General features: G+C 68.8%; 23 protein-coding genes. 7 read left to right on the top strand and 16 right to left on the bottom strand.

The features are described 5' to 3' along the window. Positions 1–78 precede the first annotated feature (78 nt). A complete protein-coding gene (locus DEO23_RS13915) occupies positions 79–558 on the top strand; it encodes a hypothetical protein (RefSeq protein ID WP_109276634.1) in 480 nt (159 codons plus the stop codon). 110 nt (positions 559–668) lie between these two features. Here the strand turns inward: DEO23_RS13915 and DEO23_RS13920 are convergent, their stop codons facing one another. The 7 genes from DEO23_RS13920 to DEO23_RS13950 all read right to left on the bottom strand — a co-directional run bounded on the left by DEO23_RS13920 (position 669) and on the right by DEO23_RS13950 (position 8,722). Further along, positions 669–3,179 carry an FtsX-like permease family protein gene (locus DEO23_RS13920; protein WP_109276635.1) on the bottom strand — a complete coding sequence of 837 codons (2,511 nt, stop codon included), beginning with the start codon at positions 3,177–3,179 and terminating at the stop codon, positions 669–671. Next, entirely contained in the window at positions 3,176–3,916 is a 741-nt protein-coding gene (locus tag DEO23_RS13925; RefSeq protein WP_165831855.1) for an ABC transporter ATP-binding protein, read from the bottom strand. The genes DEO23_RS13920 and DEO23_RS13925 overlap by 4 nt, the downstream gene beginning before the upstream one ends. A 173-nt stretch (positions 3,917–4,089) precedes the next feature. Beyond that, the gene (locus tag DEO23_RS13930) at positions 4,090–4,830 is read right to left on the bottom strand and encodes a response regulator (protein ID WP_109276637.1); all 741 of its coding nucleotides are present in this window, start codon (positions 4,828–4,830) and stop codon (positions 4,090–4,092) included. Continuing rightward, a complete protein-coding gene (locus DEO23_RS13935; protein ID WP_240613423.1) occupies positions 4,827–6,086 on the bottom strand; it encodes a sensor histidine kinase in 1,260 nt (419 codons plus the stop codon). Before DEO23_RS13935 ends, DEO23_RS13930 begins: the two co-directional genes overlap by 4 nt. A 79-nt stretch (positions 6,087–6,165) precedes the next feature. After that, positions 6,166–6,933 carry an SOS response-associated peptidase gene (locus DEO23_RS13940; protein ID WP_109276638.1) on the bottom strand — a complete coding sequence of 256 codons (768 nt, stop codon included), beginning with the start codon at positions 6,931–6,933 and terminating at the stop codon, positions 6,166–6,168. Positions 6,934–6,939: 6 nt separating this feature from the next. Beyond that, positions 6,940–8,145 carry a YihY/virulence factor BrkB family protein gene (locus tag DEO23_RS13945; RefSeq protein ID WP_109276639.1) on the bottom strand — a complete coding sequence of 402 codons (1,206 nt, stop codon included), beginning with the start codon at positions 8,143–8,145 and terminating at the stop codon, positions 6,940–6,942. Between the two features lie 127 nt (positions 8,146–8,272). Then, complete coding sequence (locus DEO23_RS13950) at positions 8,273–8,722, bottom strand: MarR family winged helix-turn-helix transcriptional regulator (protein WP_109276640.1); 450 nt, start codon at positions 8,720–8,722, stop codon at positions 8,273–8,275. A gap of 68 nt (positions 8,723–8,790) precedes the next feature. Between DEO23_RS13950 and DEO23_RS13955 the strand changes: the two genes are divergently transcribed. The 5 genes from DEO23_RS13955 (at position 8,791) to DEO23_RS13965 (ending at position 11,589) form a co-directional block, all read left to right on the top strand. Beyond that, positions 8,791–9,543, top strand: coding sequence for an SDR family oxidoreductase (locus DEO23_RS13955; RefSeq protein ID WP_109276641.1), 753 nt, complete (start codon positions 8,791–8,793; stop codon positions 9,541–9,543). A 169-nt stretch (positions 9,544–9,712) separates the two neighbouring features. Beyond that, complete coding sequence (locus tag DEO23_RS15985) at positions 9,713–10,069, top strand: hypothetical protein (RefSeq protein ID WP_133249884.1); 357 nt, start codon at positions 9,713–9,715, stop codon at positions 10,067–10,069. A 526-nt stretch (positions 10,070–10,595) separates the two neighbouring features. Continuing rightward, a complete protein-coding gene (locus DEO23_RS16145; protein WP_165831856.1) occupies positions 10,596–10,937 on the top strand; it encodes a hypothetical protein in 342 nt (113 codons plus the stop codon). Between the two features lie 299 nt (positions 10,938–11,236). Further along, entirely contained in the window at positions 11,237–11,398 is a 162-nt protein-coding gene (locus tag DEO23_RS16150; RefSeq protein WP_165831857.1) for a hypothetical protein, read from the top strand. Further along, on the top strand, positions 11,395–11,589 hold the full coding sequence (locus tag DEO23_RS13965) for a hypothetical protein (RefSeq protein WP_109276643.1): 195 nt from the start codon (positions 11,395–11,397) through the stop codon (positions 11,587–11,589). The genes DEO23_RS16150 and DEO23_RS13965 overlap by 4 nt, the downstream gene beginning before the upstream one ends. A gap of 811 nt (positions 11,590–12,400) precedes the next feature. Here the strand turns inward: DEO23_RS13965 and DEO23_RS13970 are convergent. From DEO23_RS13970 to DEO23_RS13990, 5 genes are all read right to left on the bottom strand, one after another. After that, on the bottom strand, positions 12,401–12,805 hold the full coding sequence (locus DEO23_RS13970; RefSeq protein ID WP_109276644.1) for a hypothetical protein: 405 nt from the start codon (positions 12,803–12,805) through the stop codon (positions 12,401–12,403). Further along, positions 12,802–13,125 carry a hypothetical protein gene (locus DEO23_RS13975; RefSeq protein WP_109276645.1) on the bottom strand — a complete coding sequence of 108 codons (324 nt, stop codon included), beginning with the start codon at positions 13,123–13,125 and terminating at the stop codon, positions 12,802–12,804. The genes DEO23_RS13970 and DEO23_RS13975 overlap by 4 nt, the downstream gene beginning before the upstream one ends. Next, positions 13,126–13,614 carry a hypothetical protein gene (locus DEO23_RS13980; protein ID WP_133249885.1) on the bottom strand — a complete coding sequence of 163 codons (489 nt, stop codon included), beginning with the start codon at positions 13,612–13,614 and terminating at the stop codon, positions 13,126–13,128. Next, positions 13,611–15,272: a peptidoglycan-binding protein gene (locus DEO23_RS13985; protein ID WP_133249886.1), complete on the bottom strand. Its 1,662-nt coding sequence runs from the start codon at positions 15,270–15,272 to the stop codon at positions 13,611–13,613. Before DEO23_RS13985 ends, DEO23_RS13980 begins: the two co-directional genes overlap by 4 nt. Before the next feature lie 165 nt (positions 15,273–15,437). Continuing rightward, a complete protein-coding gene (locus DEO23_RS13990; protein ID WP_109276648.1) occupies positions 15,438–15,635 on the bottom strand; it encodes a hypothetical protein in 198 nt (65 codons plus the stop codon). A gap of 416 nt (positions 15,636–16,051) precedes the next feature. Between DEO23_RS13990 and DEO23_RS13995 the strand changes: the two genes are divergently transcribed. Then, the gene (locus DEO23_RS13995) at positions 16,052–17,476 is read left to right on the top strand and encodes a hypothetical protein (protein WP_133249887.1); all 1,425 of its coding nucleotides are present in this window, start codon (positions 16,052–16,054) and stop codon (positions 17,474–17,476) included. Between the two features lie 23 nt (positions 17,477–17,499). Here the strand turns inward: DEO23_RS13995 and DEO23_RS14000 are convergent, their stop codons facing one another. Genes DEO23_RS14000 through DEO23_RS14015 form a run of 4 tightly spaced genes read right to left on the bottom strand, consistent with a single transcriptional unit; the run spans position 17,500 to position 26,499 of the window. Next, complete coding sequence (locus DEO23_RS14000; protein ID WP_109276650.1) at positions 17,500–19,902, bottom strand: polysaccharide deacetylase family protein; 2,403 nt, start codon at positions 19,900–19,902, stop codon at positions 17,500–17,502. A gap of 1 nt (position 19,903) precedes the next feature. Further along, positions 19,904–22,177: a hypothetical protein gene (locus tag DEO23_RS14005; RefSeq protein ID WP_109276651.1), complete on the bottom strand. Its 2,274-nt coding sequence runs from the start codon at positions 22,175–22,177 to the stop codon at positions 19,904–19,906. After that, complete coding sequence (locus DEO23_RS14010; RefSeq protein WP_109276652.1) at positions 22,178–22,966, bottom strand: hypothetical protein; 789 nt, start codon at positions 22,964–22,966, stop codon at positions 22,178–22,180. Next, a complete protein-coding gene (locus DEO23_RS14015; RefSeq protein WP_109276653.1) occupies positions 22,963–26,499 on the bottom strand; it encodes a phage tail protein in 3,537 nt (1,178 codons plus the stop codon). The genes DEO23_RS14010 and DEO23_RS14015 overlap by 4 nt, the downstream gene beginning before the upstream one ends. Between the last annotated feature and the right edge of the window lie 12 nt (positions 26,500–26,511).

Below are 26,511 nucleotides of genomic sequence, written 5' to 3' on the forward strand. Positions count from 1 at the left end.
CCACAGCGACCGCGAACGCTCGGACCGGCCTGCCCGCAGCCGATCGATCCTGCGGCGGCTGTCGATAGAGTGCCGTTCATGGCCTCCACCTCACAAAAGCCCTCCGCCCCGCAGGAGCCGGGCACCGCCGACCGGCCCGCGACCCGGCGTCTGGGAACCGTTCTGCTGGCGGTCGAGACCCTGGCGCTCGCTGCGCTCGGGGTCTTCATGCTCTCGCGCGTGGGGTCGGAGGACGTGGGCGCCTCCCTCGCAGTCGGACTGGCGGTCTTCATCCTGCTGTTCGCCCTCGCCGTGGGCATCGCCGCCTACTCCCTGTTCCGACGAGGGCGCTTCGGGCTCGGCTTCGGCATCACCTGGCAGCTGTTCCAGGCCCTGGTCTCCGCGAGCATGCTGCGGGCCAACATCCTGGTTGCGGGCGGGGTCGGCCTGCTGCTGGCGATCGCAGCGTTCGTGGTGCTGCTGATGCTCGTGCGCGCGACCCCCTTGCCCTTCGAGAACGATGCGAACGCGGGAAGCACGGACCGCCGAGGCGGCGGGACCGGCGGCACACGCCGCTGACCCCGCCGCCCCGCTCCGCCTTCGCCTCACCTCACCAGCCCTGCCTCAGCTGCCCGCCTCACCCCGCCGGGTCTCCCGCCGCGCGGCGGGTCCGTCGGCGGGCGGTGCGCTCACTCGTCGGCCGCGGCGAGAGCGCGCGCCGGCTGCGTGCGGGCCGCCCTCCGGCCCGGCAGGGCCGAGGCGAGGAGCCCTGCCGCGAGCGCCAGCGCCAGCACCAGGCCGATCTGGCCCCACGGGATCGTGATCATCAGCGGGTACTGGCCACCCAGGACCGTGGAGATCCCGAGCACCCCGTAGACGCTGCCCAGGGCGATGCCGAGCACGGCACCGATCACGGCGAGCAGCAGACCCTCCCAGGCGAGCATCGCCCGCATCTGCCCACGCGTCGTGCCCAGTGCCCGCAGCAGGGCGTTCTCGCCGGTGCGTTCGATGACGCCCAGGCTGAGGGTGTTGGCGACGCCCACGAGGGCCACCAGCACCGCGACCGCGAGCAGGCCCACGGTGATGCCCAGCATCACCGAGAGGATCTGCCCGTACATCTCGCGCTCGGCCCCGGATGCATCCACCTCCGCCTGCGGCGCGCCGTTCTCCGCGGCGGCCTTCTGGATGTCGCCGACGACGGCGAGCGCGTCGCGCCCTTCCCGCGGGGCGGTCCCCACGTCGTCGAAGTCGACCAGCAGGGCGGGTGAGGAATCTGAGCCCAGGAGCTGCTCGAGCGTGGCGGGGGAGACCAGGGACATCTGCAGGTTCGCGTCCACGTGCACGCGCAGGTCGTGGGACTTCCCGTCGGCGCCCGGGAGGTGGAGGACCTGCCCGTCGGTGAGGCCGAAGGACTGGGCGCGCTCCTTCCCGAGCACCACGGTGCCGCTGGTGACCGTGTCGGCGAGCTCGGGCCTGTGCGAGGTCGACCGGACCTGATCCGGGGTCGCCGCGTACAGGGTCATCGGTTCCTTCGCGCCCACGTCGATGTCGCCGCGCTCGGTGGCCTGCGCGCTGTGCACGCCGGGGACCTCGGAGATCGCCTCCACGGCAGCACGCGGGAGCTTCTCGGCGGTGACCACCGAGTCGATGGGCCGGCGGCTGTCGAGCTCCGTGGTCAGCGTGGTCTCCGTGGTGCGTGCGCCGACGGCCATCATCGTCATCAGCGTGGTGCCGATCAGGAGCGCGGCGACGGTGGCCGCGCTGCGGCGGGGGTTGCGGGAGGTGTTCGCTCCTGCGATGCGGGCGGGCAGACCACCGATCCTCGCCGCCGCGGCTCCGGCGAGACGGGCCAGCGGACGTGTGACCAGCACGAGCCCCACCAGGAGCCCCGCGAAGCTGACGACGCCGCCGAGCATGCCCAGGGCGATCCCGAGTCCTGACGGCCCCGCCAGGGAGATCCCGACGGCTCCGACCAGGGCCAGCAGCCCCAGGACCACAGCCACCAGGCTGAGCACGCCGCGCACGCCCAGTCGACGCGCGGGGGCCGGCGGCGCGGGCCGAAGGGCCTGCAGCGGGGCGACGCGGGTGGCCGCGCGCACCGGCCCCAGCCCTGCGATCGCGGTCAGCACCGTTCCCGCCACGAGCGGGGCGATCACGGAGGCGAGGGTCACGGGAACGATCAGGACGCCGTCCAACAGCCCCACGGCGGCGGCACCGGCGAGGGCGGCCTGTGCCAGCAGGTGCGCGCCGATCATGCCGAGGACGGCCCCCGCGAACCCCACCAGCGCGCTCTCGCGCAGCACGTTCGCGGCGACCTGACGGCGGGTGGACCCGAGGGTGCGCAGCAGCGCGAGGGAGCGGGTGCGCTGTGCCAGGGTCACCGCGAACGTGTTGGTGATGACCACGGCGCTGGTCACCAGGGCGATCACCACGAACACGGCGAACACCATCGCGAGGGCCTCGAAGCCCTTCGTGACCTCGGAGGTCTTCTCGTCGATGACGTCCTGTGCGCTGCGCACCTCCAGCCCCTGGTGGGTGAGCGAGCTGATCGTGGCGTCCCGGTCGGCGCCCGGCTCCAGGGCGAGCAGCCAGGTGGATCCGGGGCCGCCGCCGGCCAGGGTCCGTTCGTTGTGGGAGTTGACGTGCACGATCGGGGTGCCACCGAGCGCCGTGCTGGTCGATCCTGCGGCGATCCCGGTGACACGGAGGGTGAGGTCCTCGTGCTCGGCGTCCAGTCGTGAGTCCGCCGGCAGCACCACGTCCTGGCCTGCGCTCACGCCGAGATGGTCGGCGGCCGCCTCGTCGAGGACGACCTCGTCGGCCTTCGCGGCGTCGCGCCCGGAGGTCAGGTCGAGGGTCTGCACGGAGGCGGGAGGATCGGCCTGTTCCTGGAGGAACACTGCCGCGGAGGACCCGGGAGCCTGCAGCTGCAGGTACCCGTCGGTCCGCGGCCAGGAAGCCTTCACCCCGGGGGCGTCCGGGGCAGCGGCCGAGGCGTCGGCGTCCGGGTTCTCGCCGGCGTCCTCGGGAGCGACCACGAGATCGGCCCCCTGGTACGCCTGGGTGACCCCGGCGGAGAGCGAGGTGGTCAGCAGGTTCGCGGCGATGATCATGACCGCGAGGAACCCGCTGGAGATCGCCACGGTGATCAGAGCGGCGAGATGACGGCGGGGCGGGGTGAGGCGGATGCGGCGGCTCATCGCAGCACCTCGTCGTCCGCGATGCGACCATCGGCCAGGGTGACGATGCGATCGGCCTGCTCGGCGGCCTCGCGCTCATGGGTGACCATGACGACGCTCTGGCCGAACTCCTCGACGCTCACGCGCAGGAACCGCAGCACCTCCTCCGTGGTCGCGGAGTCGAGGTTGCCGGTCGGCTCGTCGGCGAAGACCACCGCGGGTGAGGTGACCAGGGCCCGGGCGATCGCCACCCGTTGGATCTGGCCGCCGGAGAGCTGGGAGGGCAGGTGGTCCAGGCGTTCGGTGATGCCGAACGCGGTGGTGATGGTGTGCAGCCAGGTGCGGTCGGGACGACGCCCGGCGAGGTCGAGCGGGAGCAGGATGTTCTGCTCGGCGCTCAGCATCGGCAGCAGGTTGAAGGACTGGAAGACGAAGCCGATGCGATCGCGGCGCAGGCGGGTCAGGGCGTCGTCGCCGAGCCCGGTGATCTCGGTGCCGTCCAGGACGATCGACCCCGCATCGACCGTGTCCAGTCCCGCGAGGGTGTGCAGGAGGGTGGACTTGCCGGACCCCGAGGGGCCCATGATCGCGGTGAAGGCGCCCCGGGCGATGTCGAGATCCACCCCGTCCAGCGCGAGCACCTGGTTCTGGCCCTGTCCGTAGGACTTGCGCAGGCCGCGGGCGCTCAGCACGGCGTCGGCGGGCAGATCGGGAGCGGGGTCGGCAGCGTGGGTGCGGTGGGGGTCAGGGCACATCATCGGGTCCTCCGGGGATCGCGGGGCCGTCAGCGGCCCCTGCGGATTCGTACCCCACCAGGATCTCGGGACGCAGGACCCGCGTCGTCAGCACCCGGTCGCGACCGCGCTCGCTCCCACCCGACCGGGGTGGCGCAGCCGTGTCGTCCCGGAGTATGAGGTCCGGGCGAGGGACGTCAGACGCCGGGCTCGACCAGGCCGGATTCGAAGGCGAGGATCACGGCCTGGACGCGATCGCGGGCGTTGAGCTTCGAGAGGACACGGCCGACGTGGGTCTTCACGGTCGCCTCGGCGACGAACAGCTCGGCCCCGATCTCCTGATTGGAGAAGCCCCGTGCCATCAGCACGAGCACCTCCTTCTCGCGGTCCGTGAGCGGCTCGAGGATCGAGTCGTCGCGCTCACCGGGCGGGGGAGTGCTGACCATCCGGGTCATCAGGCGTCGCGTGGCGGAGGGGGCGATGACCGCATCGCCGCGGTCCACGGTGCGGATCGCCGCGAGCAGCTCCTCGGGCTGGGCGTCCTTGAGCAGGAATCCGCTCGCGCCCGCGCGGATCGCGGCCATCACGTAGTCGTCGATGTCGAAGGTCGTGAGCACGACGATCTTGGGTTCGCGTCCGTCGGGGGCGTCCTCGAGGATGCGTCGTGTCGCCTCGATGCCGTCCATCCTGGGCATCCGCACGTCCATCAGCACCACATCGACCCTGCGGGCGCGGATCTGCTCGACGGCCTCGGCGCCGTCGGAGGCCTGCAGGGCGACCTCGAGGTCGTCCTGGGAGTCGATCACCATCGCGAAGCCGGCCCGCACGAGCGGCTGGTCATCGACCAGGGCGATCCGCAGGGGAGCGGAAGGGGAGGGGGCGGCCGCGTTCGAGCCGGTGCCGGAGTCGTCGGGGGTCTCAGGGGTCTCGGGGCTCATCGGGTTGTCCTTCCGTCCAGAGGGATGCGCACGCTCACGCGGAACCCGCGATCGGGCAGCGGACCGGTGTGCAGGGTGCCGCGGAACAGGTTGACGCGCTCACGCATGCCGGTCAGGCCATGGCCGAGACCGTCGGAGGCGGGGTCCACGCCCTGACCGTCGTCGGTCACGTCCAGGGCGAGCTGGTGGGGATCGCGACGCAGCAGGACACGGGCGCTGACGTCCGGCCCGGCGTGCTTCATCACGTTGGTCAGGGCCTCCTGCACCACCCGGTACAGCGTCAGCCCCATCGGTCCGGGCAGGCCGTCGACGTCGCCCTCGCGCACGAGATCCACGGGCAGACCCGCGGCGCGGACCTGCTCGACGAGCTCACCGAGCGACTCCAGCCCCGGCTGCGGACCCAGGTCCTGCGACTCGTCGTTGCGCAGCACCCCCAGCAGGCTGCGCATGTCCGCGAGGGCGCGGCGGCCGGTCTGGCCGACCGTGCCCAGGACGTCCGCTGCCGCGCTCGGGTCCTGGGAGGCGATGAAGCGGCCGCCGTCGGCCTGGGCGATGATCACCGACAGCGAGTGGGCGACCACGTCGTGCATCTCGCGGGCGATGCGGGCGCGCTCGTCGGCCACGGCGAGGCGGGTGCGCTGCTCGCGCTCCCGGACGGCCTGCGCGGCGGCCTCACGGGCCATCCGCAGCTGGTCGACGCGCACCCGCTGGTAGCGCCCCGTGGCCCAGACCGCCAGCACCAGAGCGGTGCCGAAGACGAAGAAGACGACGGACGAGACGGTCACGAAGTACCACGGCTCGCTCGAGAGCATCGCGAACGTGGTGGCGACCGCTTGCATGCCCGCGCCGATGACCCCGGCGACGAGGGCGAACGTGGGGACGCGTCCGCGGCCGTGCACCGTCGCGCAGTACAGGGCGTAGAAGATCATCACGTCGCCGAGGACCACCGGGTAGCCACCGAGGAAGTGGGCGACGGCGAGCACCGCGATCAGGAGCGTGGCCCACCCCGTGCGGGTGCGCAGGAAGGCGCCGGCGACGAACATCGGGATCGACCAGAACAGCCAGGCATCGACCGACAGCGTGCTGACCAGGGGGATCGACCCGAGCATGAGGACGGCGGCGATGCTCCCGAAGACGGTCGCGTCGACGATCTGCGGATGGCTCGCGAGCCATCGGAACGGTGCGTCCAGACGGCTCGGCGGCGGGTCCACCGGCTCGGGGTCGATCGTCCCCCGGGACGGCAGCGGCATGGTCATGGCACGAGCCTAGGAGATCGCGGGGCCGTGGTCGTCCTCCCGGAGGGGGACGGCGCTCCGCCCGCGGTCGCAGGGACGTTCAGAAGAGCCGCTGTGTCTCCTCGATCAGTTCCGGGCCCTCGCTGCGCGTGTTCCCGACGGCCGCGTCGACGGGCCGCAGTTCGAGGTCCTCGCCGTCGCGGACGCGGGCGTCGTCCTGCAGCCACTGCTCGACCTCCCCGCGATCGTCCATGGCAGGGTCGAGATAGGCGTCGACCGCATCGCGCGGGAGCATCAGCGGAGTGCGGTCGTGGATGTCGGCGAGGGTGCCGCTCGCCTCACGGGTGATGATCGTGGCGCTCAGCAGCCAGGCGCCGTCCCCGCTCGCGGCCGGTCCCTCGTGGCCGCCGGGGCCCTTCCACCAGGAGACCAGGCCTGCGAGGTAGAGGGGTTCCCCGCTCGGGTCGGAGATGAAGAAGGGCTGCTTGCGCTTGGATCCGGCCTCCTGCTTCCACTCGTAGTAGCCGGAGATCGGGATGATCGCCCGGTACCGCGACAGGCTGCCGCGGAAGCTGGGCTTGGACCCCAGGGACTCGCGGCGGGCGTTGAAGGTGCGGGCGCCGAACGCGAGATCCTCGGCGAAGGGCGGCAGCAGCCCCCAGCGGGCCACGCGCAGGGCGCGCAGCACCTCACCGGGGGCGCCGGGCTCCCGGTCGTCGTCCTTCGCCAGGGACTCGGTGACCACGTAGATCGGGGCCGTGGGCGCGACGTTCCACCGCGTGCGCAGATGGGGATCGGCCAGGTCGACGGCATCGAGGTCGTCGATCAGCGGCTCGATCTCCTGGAAGAAGGCGAAGCGCCCGCACACGGGGTCTCAGCCCTTCCGGCCCTCGGAGGGAGCGGAGCCCTCGGCATCGTCGGCCGGCTCGGTGGCGACGTCGCCGGGCTGTTCCGCGATCGAGCCGGTGGGCGTGCGGGCGGTGATCCGCGCGTTCTCGCCGGTGTAGGAGCCCTGGTCGCGGTGGAGGTTCTGGAGACGGAGGTCGCGGCCCTGATCCACGAGCTTCTCGTACTTCTGCTCCTTCTTCTCCGCGCCCTTCTCGCCGCGCAGCGGGACCTCGAAGCCGTTCTCCGCGGGAAGGCCCGCCTGCAGCTCCTTCGCACGCTCGTACTCGGCGTCGACCTCGGCACCCAGGATGATCACGATGTTCATGATCCACAGGGCGAACAGGACGGCCATCACGCCGCCGATCGCGCCGTAGCTGGAGTAGCTCGCGAAGCTGCTCATGTAAATCGCGAGGACCACCGCGGCGACCGCGATGCCGACGATCGCGAACACGCCACCGGGGGAGATCAGGCGGAAGGGCTTGGCGATGTTCGGGGCCGCCCAGTACAGCACCGAGACCAGCACGAACAGGAGCAGGACGATGACGGGCCACTTCACCCACGCCCAGATCGGCAGGAACGACTCCAGCAGGAAGGCGACGAAGCCCTCGAGGTGCAGCGGCTGGGCGATCGGCTTCAGCAGGCTCTCGGCGAGGGTCTCGTTGAGCAGGAACGAGATCCCGATGACCAGCAGGCCGATGACCAGGGTGGCGGTCACGGCGAGCATGCCGAGGTTGAAGCGGATGGCGCTGCGCCCCTCGGGGATCTCGTAGACGTCGTTCGCGGTCCGGGAGAACGCCTTGACGTAGCCGGAGGCGGACCAGAGGGCGGTCGCAATACCGATGATCAGAGCGATGATGCCGCCGGAGGCGCTCCCCATGAGCGACTCGAGCGTCGTGCTGACGATGTCGCCGAGCCCGCTGACCTGCTTCCCGAGGCCGGAGCTCGTCACGCCGTCCGTGATCAGCTTCGCGATCTGGTCCTTGACCGGAGCCAGGATCAGCGTGGCCAGCGAGAACACGGCCAGCAGGGTGGGCGCGATCGACAGCACCATGAAGTAGGTCAGCTTGGCGGCCTGGTCGGTGCCGCCGTCACGACCGAACTCGCTGAACGCGCGCTTGACGAGGTACAGGATCGTGGGCCGCTGCAGACGGACCTTCTCGTCCTCGGCGCTGCCGCTGGGGTTCTCGGCCATCGTTGCCTCCGCGGGTCTCAGGGGAAGGGACCCGCCCATCGTGCCACGCGACGCCGTCCTGGCCGGGGAGAACGGTCGCGAGGGGACGGCGACCCACCGGCCGGAGGGTCCTCGGCGGGGCGGTCGACTATCGGTCGGCGCGGGCGGCTCGACGAGCCGCCACGCCCTCCTCGAGGCGGGCGAGCGAAGAGGTGAGGGCGTCCAGGACCTCCGGCTCCTCGATGATGTCCGCGAGCGCCGTGCGCCAGACGCCGTGCAGGTCCTCCAGATCCTGGCCCGCGCGCTCGGTCGGGAACAGGCGTGTGCGTCGGGCGTCTGTCTCGTGCTTCTCCCGATACACCATGCCCTTCTCCTCGAGTGCCCTGAGCGTGCGGGCGACGTTGCTGGAGTGGAGGACCGTCGCCTTCGCGATCTCGTGGGGAGAGGCCCCGGGGTTCTGCGTGATGTGTCGGATCACCGCGGATTCGACGGTGGTGCAGGTCTGGGTCTCGCTCTCCTGGAGGGCTCTCAGATGTCGGCCGATGGCGAGGACGCGGTCTGCGAGCTCGAACAAGCGATGGTCGGTGTTGGTGGACATTCTCTGATGGTATAACCTATCGAGCGATAGTGACCACGTGATAGGTTAATTCACGGAAAGGGGCGATCATGAGTACGGATCTCGCCGGCAGGATCATCATCGTGACGGGCGCGTCATCAGGGATCGGAGAAGCGGTCGCGCGCCGATCCGCGGCGTCGGGGGCGACGACAGTCCTCCTCGCGCGGCGCGAGGGGCGGCTGAGGGAGTTGTCGGCCGAGTTGGAGGAGTCGCTCGCGCTCCCGTGCGACGTCACGGATCAGCAGGCGGTCGCCGATGCCGTCCAGGCGGTGATCAGCAGGTACGGCCGCATCGACGTGCTGGTGAACAACGCCGGTCGCGGGCTCCAGGCCCCGATCGATCACCTCGACGTCGAGGATCTGCGTGAGGTGCTCGAGCTGAACCTCGTGGCACCCCTGCGCATGATGCAGCTGGTGCTGCCGCACATGCGGGCACGGCGCAGCGGGAGCATCGTGAACATCGGCTCGGGCATCACCTTCCAGCACCTCCCGGGGACCGGTGGCTACGCCGCTTCCAAGGCTGCACTGGCGCAGCTCTCGGGCGTCGCGCGCGCGGAACTCGAGGGCAGCGGGATCACGGTGTCCACCGTGTACCCCTTCATCACGGCCACGGAGTTCTCCGGCTCGCTCCTGGGGTCGCGATCGGACGCGGCGCAGCTCGAGGCCGGGCACGCCCCCACCCCTCGTGATCCGGGGGAGGTCGCCGAGGCGGTCCTCGAGGCGGCCGTCACCGGGGTGCCACAGATCGACCTCGTGCCCGAACGCTTCGGAGGGAGCATCCGTGAGGACCACCCGGCGATCTGACGCCACGGACGTCGGTCATCCCGATTCCCGCCACCACCGCGCGGGGGAGGACTCACCATGCGCATCTTCATGACAGGAGCATCGGGGAACATCGGGTCCGCGCTCATCCCGGAGTTGTCGGCGGCACCCTTTTACGTACCATATAACACTGATACATAGCACTTTTACGGTGCGAGCGCTCATCGCTGGCTCCCGCTCACGCGACGTGCCGGTGCCGCTCGATGCGCTCAAGCGCAACGAACAGGGCAGTGATGCCGAATCCGCCGACGATCACCACGAGCGCACACAGCGTCTCAGCGGGCATCGGCAGGACGATCAGGGGGACGGGTGCTACATGTACCATCGCCACGATGGCACCTTCTATTCAGGTGCTGTCTCGCCCCGTCCGGTGTTCGCGCACCTGGCGGGGCATCTCTATGCGTGGCATCCCGAACGGTTAACCATCCCGGTGGTGTTCTTCGTCCTGCCGCTGGTGATCGTGTTCGCGATCTTCCCCGGCCTCGCTGTCCTGGACATCGCGCTGTGAGCCGCCCGTGAGCCCTCCATCGATCCCCCCCCCACCCCGACCCCACCATCCACCACCGACCTCAATCCCTACCCCGAACTCCTCTCATCAGCAGATCTCATACGACTGCATCCCCGATCCCCGAGACCGTCGAAGGGCTGCAGAAGGAGACCATGATGACCGTCCACCGCCAGACCATGCTGCGTCGACCTCTCCCGCGCATCGCCCCACGCCAGCGACGAGAGTCAGTCGGGCGGCGGCCTCTCAACCCCAGACCGAGGAGTGAGGGGACGTACCCGGGTGGGTGATGATTACGCTCGTGACTAATGCCTGAACAATCGTTGCGCTGACCGGGGGGAATGGCCCCTGGACGGCGTTTGTAGGTGGGTCGGGACATTCTGTCGTCCATGCATAAGGGGTATCAGATGATCGTGTGGGAGCTGCGGCCGCGCGTGCTGCACGTGGAGCAGTCGACGTTCCTGCGGCTACCCAAGCCTGCACCTCATCCGCTGACGGCTTCAGCGCGTTTGTGCCAGGTCGAGAGTGCATGAGCGATCTCGACCAGTACGCGGCAGGGGAGCGGATCGAGCAGATCGTCTCGTCGGTCCTCATCGGCTACCGCCTCACGATCCGCGGTCCGCGCGTGGAGTCGATGCCCTGGCACCGCGACCAGACGCTGCCTCGCTACTCGGTGCGGGTCGCTACGCCGGATGACTCCATTGTCTATACGGCACTCGTGTGGTCCGGCTGGGACGACGAGCTCGAGGAGCATCTGCGGCGGTGGCTGCTCGAGCGGATCCACCTCGAGGGCACGAAGCGCGGGCACGGCCGGCGTCCGGACCCGTGGTGGGTGAAGGTCTGGAAGGCGGCGAATCCCGGGCGGAGGTGATGTACGCCGCCGGACTCCACTACAAACATGATTGCTCATGTATACTAAGAGGGTCGGACGGGGGAGACCCCCGAAGACAGGAAAAGCCCCCCGGGTAGGCCGGGGGGCGGGATAGGAAGGAGGACGACGATGATCCTGCAAATCATCGGAATCCTGGTCAGCCTTCCTGGAGCGATCGTAGCACTCGTGACCATCGGCCACCTGCTACGGCCCCGAGAGGGGAAGCACAGGAAGTAACTGACCGGCCCCGGGGGCGACCCCGGGGCGCTTCCTCCCCCTCGCACGAGAGGAGCCCCATCATGAACACTCGCACCCCCATCGCCCTTGCCGCAGTCGGCACCACCGCCCTGCTCGCCCTCGCGCCCCTCGCCCACGCGCCCATCTGGGCCACCGCGACCCTCGGCGTGTTCGTCGGCTTGGAGGTGACCGCTCTGTGGATGCTCAGCAAGAGGAACGCATGACGATCCACTACCTCGCCCGCGCCGACGTAGCCGAGCGGATCGGCGTGAAGCCCGCGACGCTCTCCCGCTACAAGCTGCCCACCCCGGACGCGATCACCGGCACGCGCCACAACGCGGCACGTGGCTGGCTGCCCGAGACGATCGACCGTTGGAACGCCCAGCGACCCGGTCGAGGTCGCCGCGCCGACTGAACCTGGATGCACGAAAGTGCCCCACCTCCCGTAGGAGATGGGGCGCTGGGGAAAGCGGAGGGAGAGGCGGCGTCGTCACCCCCAAGACCGTGAGCGCCGCCCCTCCGCTGTCAGTCTCCCACGACGTGCGAGACGCCCTCATCTCCGGAGGAGATGGGGGCGTCTCAGTGTGGAGCGATGATGCTCCGCGATGCGGTGACCTCCCAGGGCCGTGTGTCTGGGCTGCCATCGCCTGGAAGAGTACGCCGGCTCACGAGGTATCGCTAGGTGCCCTCGCCCGCCAGCCACCACTGGAGGCGGGCGAGGGCCGCGGCGAGGCTGTGCTCCTCAGACCGGAGAGAAGGAAGAGACGCCTACGAACCGCACCGGCACGGTATAGGGCGGGAGGTTCCCCGTGCGCGCCACGCTCAACCAATGAGCGCTCAGGCGCAAGAAAGCGCCCCCACCCCCCAAAGACGGGAGATGGGGGCGTTCTCTGTGTCACTCCAGCGGAGTCCTCCCGGGTTTCAGTCAGGAGAAGCCGCCACGAATCAGCGTACGCCGCGACTGATCTGTATGGGACCAATCGGGACAACTTGCGGAAAGTGCCCTCATCTCGAGGAAGGAGGTGAGGGCACTTTGAGCGGAGCGACGACCCCGCTCGAGGCGACCAGCCCCTACCGGAGCCCCCGATGGCCGCCCTAGGGCCACGGTATGTCAGCGGTGGCGCTGCCGGGCGCGTTCAGCACGGTCGGCGTCCGCGTCCGAGAAAGCACACCGCTCTGCTGCCGCAGCAGATCCGTACTGGGCGCCGCACTCCTCGCACTGATAGTCAGCCATCGTCGCCTGCCCGATGCGTGTGGGCGCGAACCGCCTGATCGACCTGCCCGGCCTCGTCGGCGGTCAGTGCAGCCTCAGCGTCCGGGACACCCTCGAGGGCGCCGACGTCACGGACCTTGGTGCCGGTGGCGAGCTCGGATGCCTGCCCGGCCACGACCGTCGCGCCTCGGATGGACTCGACGACGTTGGAGTTCGCCGTGACCTTCGTGCGGGAGATGAGCCCGGCAACGATGGGGCCGGCGGCAGCGACGACACCGATGATCGCGGCCTCGAGGCCCTCGGGAAGATTCACGCCGAGGACGACGACGAGGGCGATGACCGCGGAGATGACCGCGGACAGGCTGCCGATGGTGACAGCGGGCTCGGATCGGACGACAGGAGTGCGGGTGCCAGTCATGACTTCTCCTTGAGGGATGGGACGTTGTCGTGGATGTACTCCAGGACGAGGGTGTGCGCGGGCGGCGGGACGCGCTGCAGCCGCTCGATGACGCCGACGAGGGTGCGACGGTAGGTCCGGTTCTCCGTAGTGACCACCTCGATTTTTTCGTCCATCGCCGCGATCTTGATGTCCTGCCGCTCGACCGCGGACTTCCAGTAGCTGGCTGCCTGGGCGAGGTCGGTGCCCTGGTTCGTAGACCGGGTCGCCTTCAACCCGATCCAGGCGCCGCCGATCGTGACGGCGGCGGAGACGATGATGCCGATGATGGTGGAGTCCATTCAGTCATCACCCCACGCCTCGGAGATCTCCTCCGATTCCAAGTGCAGTCGCGCCACGCAATAGGCCATCGAGAAGGCGACGTAAGACGCGGCCGTGATCCAGCCGCGCTGGGAGCCACCGTCGACGGGCAGCAGGGCGTACACCCACGACACGGTGAAGTAGAGCGCCGTGATCGCGGGAGTGGCGATCAACCCGAACCAAGCCACCTTGTGCAGCGCCAGGGCCCGGGTGCGAGAGGCGACGGCGGCCCACAGTCCGGCCAGCATCCACACGCCGCCAATCATCCAGGGCTGGATCAGGTCCATCCACTCGATACCCGCGGCTCGCCCAGCGGAGGGCTGCACGATCCACGAAAGACCGATCAGGGCGATCGCCAGCCCCTTGCCGCCCATGTAGCGCAACGCCCAGGTGCGGTTGCGGGCCAGGACGTGGCCGATGACTCCGACGGGGGACTCGATGGAGCCCGTGTCGGTGACCTCGCGGCTCACGCCAACCACGCCGCGAAGAACGTCGTCGGGCCGATCTTCCCGTCCACGGTGAGGCCGGCCTTCGCCTGCAGGGTGCGGGCGGCCTTGTCGGTGCCGGGGCCGAAGCGGCCGTCGGCGGTGATGCCGACCTTCTTCTGCCAGGCCTTGAGGCCGTGCGCGCCGGAGGACTTCCCGGATCCGAAGATCTCCCCGGGCACGAGGGAGTTCGCGGATTTGCCGGAGACGGCCTCGAGCTTCGACTCGTCGCCGTAGTAACACTTGTGCTCCGACGTTCGCAGGAGCGGGAAGTCAGGCAGATCCTTGAGCTTCATCAGTAGCGCCTTCCCCTCGGGCAGCGTGACCGAGGACGTGGGAGTGGTGACGGGCTTGCCGGTGACAGCGGCGGGCGCGCCGCCGGCGAGGTCGAGCAGCCGGGCGACGGGGAACGCGCCGGGGTCCCAGTGCGAGTTGGCCACGACGTGCGTGTGTCCGCAGACACCCGTGTACGCCGCCCACTGCGAGGCAGACATGCGCTGCGGAGCGGTCGTGTAGGCGGCGTTCGTGGTCGGCCAGGAGAGACCATCCGCGGTCAGCGGGATGCCGTGTGCGGCGGAGATCCACGCGAGCACGGAGGCGAGTCCAGCGAGGTCCTGATCCTGGGCGTCCTCGGTGAAGAACAACCCGTTCTTCACGGCGTAGGCGCGGTCGCAGGAGCCGATGAACTCGATCTGGATGCAACCACCGTTGTTCGTCTCCGGCGTCCCGGCAGGATGCTCGAGCGCCTTCGCCGACTTGGTCGTCTCGATGTGCTGGCGCACGGTGCCATCGCGGTGAACGGTGAAGTGAGGTGCAGATCCACCGCCCCCGTAGGTGGGCCACGAGCCGCCCTCGGTGGTGTGCAGGACGATCTTCGTGACCGGTGCCTTGTGGGAGTTGCCCGTCCAGGTCTGCGAGCGGTCCGCGCCGGGCATCCATCCGGGCGTGGCCGACGCGACGACGGTGGCGGGCTTCGCGGTCGTCGTTGCCCCGGCAGTGGTCACTGCCGGGGCGTCACCTTTTCCCGCCAGCAGCTTCTTCTTCGTGGCTGGACCGATTTTCCCGTCCACCGTCAGCCCGTGCGCCTTCTGGAACGCCTTGATCTTCGCGACGGTTCCCGTGCCGATCTTCCCGTCAGCCGTGACACCGAGGGCTTTCTGCACGTCGTAGTGATTCAGGCGGCCCTCGGACGTGTACTGGTCCTTCGAGGCGATGTAGCGGAAGTGCCAGTTCTCGCCCACGCGGCGGCCCTCGTCCCAGGACCACCCGAACCGGAGGCCGTTGGTCTTGATCCACGCCTGGATGGCAGCGGGGTGAATGTCGACGGCGAGACCGTCTTCATGGTTCGACCCGAGATCGGGGGACGCGACGGAGACCCCGCCGGCCTTTCGCTTCCAGATCCGCCCCTGATAGGAGCGGTCGGTGGACAGGGTGCGGCCGCGGCCTGCGGGCGTGTAGTTCGCCGTGAACAGGGCAACTTGATCAGCGTGGGTGCGCAGCGCCGACCAGATCGAGAAGTTCGCCCCGGTCTCGGCAACGGCGCGCGGCAGCATCCGGGTCAGCGAGTCGAATGCGTCCTTGCGGAGCCGTTCGACCTTCTTCTTGTTCGACCACGAGGCGGGCATTTTGCTGTAGGTGACCACGACAGTCGTCCTTTCCGAGTGGGCATGAGAAAGACCCCTGCCGTGTGGCGAAGGGGCCTTGGTGCTGCGGGGGTTGGTCAGGCGTCGATCTGGTCGTCCGTGATCCAGGGGTCGTCTTCGTCGACCTCGTATAGGTCTACGCCGCCGTCGTGACGGTCCGTGGGGTCATTCATCGGTGTCCTTGAGGGCTGTCTCCACGGTCTGCCGGACCGTCGAGTCGCTGATCCCGGCGTCCGTGGCGTCGTGGATCATCGCGGCGATCTGTTCCGGAAGGACGTTGCGGCGGGTGCGGCGCGAGGATTCCTCGTCCACATCTCGCTTGTGGGCATAGAACTCGTCATCGCTGATGCTTGCGAGGTCCATCTGGGCTCCTTCGAAGGGTGGGCGTGGGCAGAACGTGTCAGGCTCTACGCAGTCGATAACGGACATGTCTCTTTTTGGCCCCGGAATGGTCACGATGCTCCGGAGCCAGCCCGCACCCGCGCCCGCCTGGCTATGTTCCGACAAGGAACGGGACTACCTGCGGGTAGATCGAAGGGGGCTTGAGGGCGCGTGCTTGACGTAGACACGGGTGAATACACCTGTGAGAAGTGCGAAGCTGTATGGCTGCCGCTTCCCGGACTCTTGAACCTCGGGCATCAGTGCGGGACCGATGGCACGGTCGCCAAGTACGTGGTTCCCGAAGACACGCGGTCGGACCAATGACCGCGACCTCGGAAGAGCGCGCAGTCGAGATCGCGGCGCATGCTACGTCGATCGGTGCTGGTCGAGTGGTCTTCATGACGGGCGACGGGTTCGCGTTCAGCCCCATCACGCTCGAGGGGATGCTCGAAGTCCTCCAGGAGAAGGCGCCCCAGAAGTACAAGCTGCAGCGTGAGCTCGACGGCCGCTGGCGGGACGCCTCGAAGTACACGATGCTCGACTCGTCCGGCGAGGTCATTGATGCCGTTCGAGCCGGGCACAGCACAGACCTCGACGGCATGCCGCTCGACGTGATCCGCCGCGCCGGCGAAGCCGAGCCGAACATGTTCCGCACCGCCCTCCGGACGCTTAACCGTGGCACCGCTGAACGGCTCTCCAAGCACTTCTCGGCCAGCTCTTTGTTGAACGCTCGCGACGTCGCGCTCCGCGTCAACGAGGCCGTCGACACTCGCACCACTCGCTACCTCGCGGCGTCCCTTGACGCCGTGCATGGACTGACCCAGTTCCCGATCGAAGAGCTCCTCACTGGGACAGCCACGACTGCGCTCGGGGTCATGAGCGAACGCGTCGGAAGCGTTCCCGACCTGTACGCGATGCCCGCCGCCGAAGCGGCCGTGGCCGCGCTACGGGGGAAGGTGCTCAGCGTCGTGTCCCGCGAGGACGCCTCACGGGAGTTCGCCAAGGCCCGAGAGGGAGCCGACGCGATCAAAGCCCTGTACGTCGACATGGGGGCACTCACTTACTTCGACACTCCGGACATCGACAACAACGCCGAGCAGCTCGCCGACACGATCCGTCGGAGCGTCTTCGCCGCCGACCCCGGCGGATTACGGAACCACACGGCCGTCGCCATGTCCGTCGACGCGAACTACCTCCGCATCTACGCGCCGATCCTCATGCACTACGCCCAGCAGATGCCCGACGTCGACCACAACATCATCCTGTGCGGCGACTCCGGCGACACTGTAGAGGAGCTGCAGGCGTTCCGCACCGCGCTTGCCGTGATGAATCGATCGGGCGCACCGGACAACGTCCGCATCTACGAGGTACCAGTCCCGGCCGAAGTCGTGGAGCCGCGCACGTTCTACGCGTGCGCCCGGTTCTTCGCGATCGACGCGCTGCTCGAGCAATACCCGAGCGTCTACGTGATGGACATCGACCTCACGACAAACGAAGACCCGCGCTCATACTTCCGGAGCCTCACCCACGTTCCGTTCGCTGTTCCCACGAGTCGGGGATTCGACGCCCTCTCGCCGTGGCGGCGATACATGGCGGGGAACCTGGCCGTGAACCGTGACGCGCTCGAGACGAACATCGTCAGCGACGTGCAGAGCTACCTCGCGCATGGGCTGACCCAGCCGAACAGCTGGATGCTGGACCAGAACGCGCTCACGTACACGATCGAGCGCAACCCGGAGGCGTTCATGCCACTGGACCCGTTCCTTCGCCCATTCACCCAGCCGCGTTTCCGTACCGTGTGGGAGAAAGCCTTCCGGGCCTAGCCGCCCCGTAACTCACGTTTCATTCAGATCGCGGCGAGCAGTGGCTCGCCCTGGATGGTCAGGTTCGGTCCTCCGACCCGCGCGGTCATCTGCGTGATCGACCGGTCCCGCGGGAGAGTGAGGTTCAGGCGGTACGTGCGAAGAATGCCGTCGCCGGGGACGTCGAACGTCCGCTCCGTCTTCCAGTTGCCCGGGTTGCCGAGCTGCTCCATGGACAGGGTGAGCGTGGTCGCCGTGTCTGCCTTCGCCTGGATCACGAGCTCGTGGGCCGCGCCCATCGCCCACCCGAACCGGGTGAACAGCAGCATTCCCTGAGACATGGTCGAGGCGTTGCCGTTGGAGACGGCCTGGTAGCCATCGCCTTCGCCGGTGCGGGTCCAGCCGGATCCGGACCAGGAGCCGCGCATAAGGATGTTCTCCCGGCGCCCGTGGTGGATGTCGGCGAAGTTCCCGCCGCCCGCCGACATCACCATGATCCGTCCGGCGTCCCTCTCGGCCTTGAGCCACTCGCACACCCGGCGGAAGTCGTCGGTGGTCTGGTAGACGATGTGTCCGTTGGTGGTGGCCCACTCGCGCATCGCCGCATCCGTGGGGAAGTTCTGCACCTCGCCGGTCGCCCCGGACGGGGTCACGGTGCGGGAGCCGTCCTGCCCGTACGTCACGGACCAGGCCTGGGTGCCCACGAGGATGGTGTCGAGCAGGCCGGGGTGGAGGTAGATCGTCAGTCCTCGGTTGACCTGCTGGGCGAACTGGACCGTGCTGATCGTCTGGTCGCTGGACTGCCGGTCGATTGAGAAGTGGGACTGGCCGATCTGCGGCTCACCGGTCAGCGGGGGATAGAACCCGCCGATCTTGCCCTCCACGATGGCGTGCTCGCCCATGACGAGCCGGCCCGCGTAAGACTCTGTGAACGCCTCCAGGGACCGGCCGAGATCCAGGCCCTCGTCGCCGTCGATGTCGGAGGCGATCAGGTAGGCGGAGCCGTGTTCCTGCCAGGTCTCCACTGCCACGCGCGGCATGGCCTTCTCGAGGTTGCGGCGCCCGTCGACGATCTCGTGGTAGATCGCGGCCTGCGTGTTCACGTTCGTGTGCGTGGACCCGTGGTTGGCGATCTCGATGCCGTCGTACTGGTTCCACGCCTGCACGTGCTCCCACGTGATCGAGCCGCCGCCGTTCTGCTCATTGCCCAGGTTGTCGTAGTTGACGTTCAGGGTGCCCACGAGGGAGTTGTCCTGCAGGGCGGGCAGGCACTTGTCGCGGAACGCCACCAGCCAGTGATCGAAGCGGATCATGACCACAGGGACGCCGTTGGTGCCGATGCCGCCACCGCGCCGCGCCCGCGCGTACTCCACGCGGGCGGCGTGGTCGGAGGTCTGCACGTCCGCCTGGACAGCGCGGCCAGAGTTGGCCGTGCCGCCCCCGCCGCCTGCAGCCGCGGGCTCGTTCAGCAGGTCCCACTCGATGCCGGTCCAGCCGCCCGTCGAGAGGGAGTAGCGATGCCAGACGCGAATGTCGTCGTTGGCGACGCGCTCGGTGAACCGCTGCATCGACAGGGAGAACCCCTGGTTCGTGACGACCTCGAGCAGGCCGAGCCCACTACCGGGAAGACCGGAGATGTTGGAGCGAGTCGTGATCGCCCATGCTCCCGGCGTCCGGTAGGTGTCGATGTTCACCGGGGCGTCAGCGGTCCCAGCGATCTTGCCCTTGATCCATTCCGGAGACGACCACGGCCCCCACGACGTGTTCAGCGCCGACAGCGTCGCCCGGTCATAGATCTCCGCGGGGGCGGTCGCAGACACCATCGCGACGACCCGCTGCGACGTCATCGCCGAACCGTCGTTGGACCACACCTCGATGGTGGCTGCCCGCTTCGTGGGGAAGTTCAGCAGGGTGCCGGCGACGGCGACGGTCGGCACCGAGTAGATGCCGGGCTCGCGCAGAGTGTTCACGTCCGTACCGGAGGCGACGACGCCCCGGAAGACCGGGCTTGCCTCCTCATCGTCGTCGGTGTCCTGGCCGCCCAGGGGAATGTCGCGCCACTGGTCCCAGGTCCCGTAGTAGTTGCGGGTGGACCAGCGCGCGTTTGCGTTCGGGTCGAACGTGACATACCGCTGGGTGACCTGGGTGCCCAGGGTGTTGGCGGTGACGATCAGGTGCCCTGCCCGCGGGTAGGGGTAGCCCTGCGCGGTGGTCGCGTAGTTGGCGTAGGACTGCCAGTACACGCCCGGGGTCTTCATCTGATCGAGGTGGCGGGTGCCGATCTCCTCGGCCTTCCATCCGCCAGCACCCATGCCGGCCAGCAGCACCGCCAGCTGCGCATCGACCGACGCGCCGAGGGCGCGGGTCTCCGCCACACCGGTGACGCTGATCGTTTCGCCGCCGTCCGCATTGGGCACCACGACACCGTTGGGCAGGGTCTCGGCCATGTCAGTCCTCCGCTCCGAGGGGATCCGCTCCCCACTGGTTCCAGGTGCCGCCCTGGTCGGCGGCCCATTGCTTCCACGTGTCCGGCCGGACCGTGCTGGCCCACTCCGCCCACGTGGCGCCGCCATTGCGGGACACCGCCGTGGGCCGGAAGCGGATGGTGTGCGTCATGTCCAGACCGCTACCGCTGGTGGAGATCGACCGCGAGTCGGCGTAGATGACGCCCTGATAGGTCAGTCGTGAGATCAGGGGGTCGCTGATGGTGATCTTGTCGCCCAACTGCAGGCCGGGCGCGGGGACGATGCTGACGTCGGACAGCTCCGGGGAAGGCGTGGTGACGACGCCGGCAAGACGGTCCGCGAGGTTCTGTGCCTCGTCCTCGTACTGGATCCACCGGCCGACATCGACCGTCATCTCCTGCGTGCCCGCCGGGCCCGACTGGGTGGATGTGGTCGCCGCGTCGTTGAGGATGTACTTCATCCGGCCCCGGAGGATCGGCAGGTTGAACGAGCGGCGGATTCTCCACAGGGCGGATTCGGCCTCGGAGTCCAGGGTGCGGGCGACCACCGTCGCCGTGCCGTTCCATGTGGTGGTGGTCTTGAAGGCGGCGTCGGTGATTTTTTGGATGGTGAACCCGAGGACTCCGGCGGTCGAGGACCAGTAGTCCGGGGTGTCGCCCTCGCCGGGCACGACGCCACCGAAGAACGACCCGATCGCGTGATTGAAGTCGAACGAGTAGCCGACGGAGCCGGCGCGCGTGAACGCCAGGTCCGGCATCAGCCACACTTCGTTGTCCGGGGCGGTGATGAAGTCCTCGAGGGTGTCGCCGGGGGAGATCGTCTCCCCGTTGCCCTGCCACAGGTCGATCCGTTCCTTGAAGGACACAGACAGGGCAGTCGTCTTCCATTTCACGACGACACGGGAGTAGACCGACGCGAGACTGTTCGACCACTTCATCGCCGTGACGTGGTCCGCGGTCGTGAGGGTCGCGACGGATCCGCGGGCGGCGAGCCGGTCGAGGTCCCACCATTGCAGGACCCCGGTCTCATCGATCCAGTAGGTCGCATACTCTGCTGTCGCGAGCTGCTCGAGCATGTCCGCGCAGTTCTCACCCTCCGCCGGCGGAAGCACCTGCAGACGGTTGGGGATCCCGGCGCGGGCATGGATGACCGCTGACGGGCGCCACCCCTGGATGCTGAACGGCACGGAGGGGAAGGACACCTGAAACGCGCCGATCCGGCCCTCGCCGTACACGGAGACGGTCTCCAGGTTGCTGGTCATGACGCCGTCGGTCAGCGCCGTCTCGCCGGTGCCCGACGTGGTGCCCCGGTTGGTGCGGATCTCCACGACGACACGGCCCGCAGCGCGGCGGGTGACCCGCGCGGTGATCGCCTCGTCCGTCCCGATCGCGGTGCGGGAGAGCGTGACCACGTTCGCGAATGATCCGACGGGCTGCTCGACGGACACGAACACCTGGACGTCCGACCAGACCAGCTGGACGCGGCGACCGGCGAACCAGCACACGATGCGGGCGGTGCCCGAGTCCGGCGGGAGCATGGTGGTGATCTCGAGGCCGTTGTCGGAGATGGCCCGTTGCGCGATCGGCGTGTAGGTCAGCGTCGCGTCTCTGGCCTGCATCCCCCAGGGGGACGTGATCCAGCCCGGCGCGGCCCCCGGGACGGACAGGCGTTCCGCACGGTCCAGCTTCCCGGCCTCCGGCCACGCCGACCCCTGCATGGGGGCAGACACAATCGTGCCCGGGATCCGGTAGGGCGTCGCGTACCAGCCGCAATGCCGGAAGATCCGGTCCACCACCGACACGCCGAACAGGCCCGGGTTCCGCCAGTAGCCACCGTCTCCCTCGGCGACCATGCGGGAGGCCATCGCGTCCCACGAGATCGACTGGTCCAACGACCGGTACAGGTCTGTGAAGCCGACGGTGACGTCGCGAGAGGAAAGAGCCCCGGAGGCGTCCGCGACGCGACCCTGGGGCAGGACTGGCACGGGGCCGACACCTGCGTTCAGCGACAGGGAAACCGTGTCTTCGGGGGAGGGGACACCCGGTGTGGGGGCCCACGGCGTGGACACCTGTGAGACGACGTCCGCGCCCGGCGTGTAGGTGACCTCGCCGGAGGCTGCTGTGAACGACCCGCCGCCGGGGAGCCCGTCGGCGTACTCGCGGTCGATGGACACTGCTGACGGGTCGACCGTTCTGCCGCCGAGGGTCGTGGTGACGCTTCCGCGGAGGGTGTGGCCGGAGGGGAGTCCTCGCTGCATTCAGCCCACCTCCGTGACGGTCGCGTTGATCGAGCCGTATGCCCCGTTCTGGTCGAAGCCCGTGAGGTCCTCGCTGAGGTCGGAGACGATCGCCTGCGGGCAGCCCTTCCCGGGGCCAGAGGTGACGGTGCTGCCCCAGCGGACAGCGGGACGGGCGTACTGGGCGCCGGCGGAGACGGCGAGGGAGAGGTAGGCGGCCCCCGCGGGGGGTGTGAGAGTGGTGTGGGCCCACTGCCACCCAGTGAAGGTCTGGGTGGGGGTGGACCATGAGGACACGGATGCAAGGTTGATGTCTCGCCAGAAACCGGTGAAGCGGGTTCCGTTCAGTCCCCAGGCGCCGACGGTGACGTTCTCGCCGGGGCGCACGGGGACACCTTCGAACGTGCCGTGCGCGTCACCGATGGTGATGGTGCCTGTTCCGGTGTGGATGATGCTCTGTGCGACGTCACCGTCGGGGAGTGCGACGAGCCCCGCGGGAGCGGCGTTACTGGGCACGCTCTCGAAGGAGACGGCCTGCGGGGACAGCATGTTCCCGCCGAGCGCGTCTGCCGGATACCACAGGACGCTGCTGCTGATGCGTGCGACCTCGATGAGACCGGCGATTTCCCGAGAGCTGACCGGGTTGAAGGAGACCTTCCATTCGCGGCGTCCCCTGAGACCGATCAGGGCCTTGCGCTTCCCGCCGAGGGTGGTGGTGAACGACGTGGGACGCTCTGTCGCGGTGGACAGGCCACCCTGGTACTTCAGCTCGAACAGGGCGCTGCGCGGCCCGATCAGTGACGTGATCACCAGGTGCCTCCCATCGAACGCTTGGAACCGGCCCCTGCAGCGGCGAGGATTCCGGCCTGCCTGTTGCCGATCTGGAGGGGCCGGCGCATCATCGCGTCGGCGAGACGCTCGATGGACGCGACGGACAGATCAAGACCACCGAGATCGACGTCGCCGCCGTTGACGTCTCCCGCGTCGACCGTGGGCAGGCTGGGCGGTTGGACCATCCCGTTCATGGCGGCGTTGACGGCGCGGGCCTGATGGTCGAGGCCGATGATCATGCCCTGACCGGTGTACTCGCCGATCTTCATGAACTCGGTGGAGGGGGAATGGATACCCAGGGCGGACTTGGCAGAGTCCAGCGCCCCCTTCGCCAGGCCCTTGAGCTTCGAGGTGAGCTGCCCGGCCGCGCCGGACACGCCGTTGATGATGCCCTGGACGATGTTTCGCCCCACGCTCGTGAACCGTCCGACGAACCCGGTGATCGTGGCCAGCGCCCGCATCCCCATGTCGCGGAACTTGTTGACCACGAGTGCGGCCTTCCCAGCGACAGTCGACACGACAGCGGACAGGATGTTCGAGAACGCCGACCGGATCGCGCTCAGCCCGGAGGACACGGCGGACCGAGCTGCGCTGATCCCGGAGGAGAACGTGGATCGGATGCGCGAGAGGACAGAGGACACGATCGACGCCGCTGCCGAGAGCACGGACGAGAACGTCGAGCGGACGGCGTTCAGGCCCGAGGAGACCGCGGAGCGTGCCGCAGAGATCTTGCTGGAGAAGAACCCCACCACACGAGACAGCACGGACGAGATGACCGAGGACACGGCCGAAAGGACGGACGAGAACACCGAGCGGACCGCGTTCAGCCCAGAGGACACAGCCGAACGTGCAGCCGCGATCTTGCTGGAGAAGAACCCGACGATCCGCCCCAGCACAGAGGAGACGACCGAGGCGGCCGCCGACAGCACCGAGGAGAACGTCGAACGGACCGCGCTCAGGGCCGAGGTGACAGCCGACAGGGCGCGCGCCCCGAGGCTGACGAAGAACCCGACCACGCGGCCGATCCAGCCGCCGACGAACGAGCCGATGGCCCCCAGGATCGCCGTGAAGAACCCGCGGATCCCGGAAAGGGCACCGGAGACGGTGGCGGACACCGCAGCCCACGCGCCGGCCCAGTTGCCCTGCAACAGGGCAAGGAAGCCCTGCAGGATCCCGGTGATGAACGCCAGCGCCCCGGAGATCACGGTGCCGATCAGGGAGAACGCGAGCGATGCGGCGTTGCCCAGGAACGTGAACGCTGGCGCGAGGATGCCCATCAGGAACTCCACCAGCGGGGTCAGCAGCGTATAGATCTGCGCTGCGATCTGCGCGACCACGGTCATCAGCGGCGTCAGCGCGTCACCGATCTGCTGCATCATGCCCAGGAACGAGGTGGCGACCTGCTGGAGGACGGGCATCAGTGTGCCCGTGACGAAGTCGATCACCGGCTGCAGGAACCCCATGATCGCCTGGCCCAGGCCAGCGATTGCTGTGCGGAACTGTTCGCTGGTGTTCCAGGCGTACAGGAACGAGGCCACCAGTGCGGCGACGACAGCGACGGCTGCAGTGAGAGCGGCGACGACGATCGCAACGATCGGGGCGATCGCGGCGATCGCGGACCCGACCGCGCCCGCGGTCACACCAAGCCCGGCGAGGCCGGCCACGATGCTGATGACGGTGCCGATGATCGGGGCGAGCGCCGAGATCAGGGAGACCGCGCCAGCGACAAGGCCTGCGACCGCGGCCGCTGCGACGGCGAGACCGGCGGCGAGGCCGGGGTCTTGCTGGATCCAGGTGGCGATCGTGCCGACGAGCTGCTGAATGAACGGGGCGACCGTCGTGATCGCCGCGACCAGTGCGCCACCGAGGACCTGTGCGACGGAGGACAGGGCGGGCATCAGCGCGGTCACGACGGGCGCGAGCGCGGAGATCGCGGCCCCTAACACGGGGCCGATCACGGATGCGAGAGTCCCAGCGAAGGAGGCGACCGCGCCGAACGCGGACGCCAGCGCCGGCAGTGCCGGGGCGAGCGCCTGCACACCGGCAAGGATGCCCTCGAAGAACGTGACGAGCCCGCCCTGGAACGCCGGATTCTGGAACGCCTGACTGATCGCGGTCAGGGCGACCGATCCGATCTGTCCGGCCAGGACCATGATCTGTGCGAGCGTCGGAGCGAGCGAGACGAAGGCGTCACCGAGCGCGGACACGCCCGGGCCCAGAGCGGCCATCGCGTCATGCGCACCCCGGAACACGGTGGTCAGGGCGCCCTGGAACGCGGGACCGTTCACGGCCTGGTTGACCTTCTCGAGACCATCGGCGAGGGCACCGAGGTTCGCGCCGCCAGCGTTGGCGGCGGCGGTGGCGAACCCGGCGAGGATGCCGCCGGTATTCGCCAGGACCCGGCCGAGGTCCTGCAGGGCGGCGACACCAGCGTCGATCCACTCGAACAGCTGCCCGTTGTCCGTGTTCAGCTGGACCCACTCGTTGAACGACTCGCTGATCCGGTTGAACCAGGAGGCGAGCTGCGGCAGGTAGGCGGAGCCGGCGTTGGTGAGGTTCAGCAGTCCGTCGGTGAAGTTCGCGATGCCCTCGGCGGCGATGTCGATGGAGTCGCGAACGTTCGCGAGGATCCCGTTGATGAACCCGAGGTTGGTGGGCGTGTTCACGGCGTTCGCCATGGAGGCGAAGAACCCGCCGAGCTCGGTGCCCACCTCGGACAGGCGGGCTGACAGCATCGGCAGGGCATTGTTCGCCAGGTCGCGGATGGGCTGGGCGGCCTTCGCCCAGAAGTTGGTGGAGATCTTGTCCTGGATCGCGGAGAACTTTGGGCCGAGGTCACCGAGGTACTTCCCGGCGTCCTTGAGCGCGGCGACCATCACGCCCAGTCCGACTCCGAAGCCGGCGAAGATGCCGGGCAGGGCGAGGGCGGCGGGGGCGATCGAGGCGAGCCCCGCGCCGATACCCAGGAGATTGCTGGTGCCGGCAAGAGCGGCACTTCCCAGGTTCGTGATGGCGGTGGACGCGGCGGCGAACGCGGGCAGGGCACGGTCGAGGTTCGCGATCGCGTTCTTCACGTTCCGGCCGAAGTTCGACAGGACCCGGGCGCCGGACAGGGCAGCGAGGGCAGCGGTCGCCTTCGCAAGAGAGGCCTTGGAGATGTTGACGTTGATCGGCAGGGAGCGGGGGCGGGTGAACGCGGCGAGCTTCGCCGAGGCAAGCCCATGGTCGAGGTCCGCGTTGACGGTGGCGGTCGTTTCCATCCCGTCGAGCTGGTCCTGGACTCGCTGCTTGGAGTCGCGGGCGAGGTCGGCCATCACCGGCACCTTGGCCTCGAGGCCCTGCAGTTGCCGCTTCACGTTCGCCAGCGACGACTTCGTGAGGTTCAGTTCGACATCGATCTTCGCCTTGACGGACTTCTCGACACGGTCGAGTGCCTTCTTCAGGTCTCGCCGGAACTGTGTGGTGTCGGGGAGGACCCGGATGGAGAGCCTGCCGACCTGTCCGCCTGCCATCCGGGACCTCCT

This window comes from Brachybacterium endophyticum (assembly GCF_003130585.1).
In the GTDB taxonomy this organism is placed as follows: Bacteria; Actinomycetota; Actinomycetes; order Actinomycetales; family Dermabacteraceae; genus Brachybacterium; species Brachybacterium endophyticum.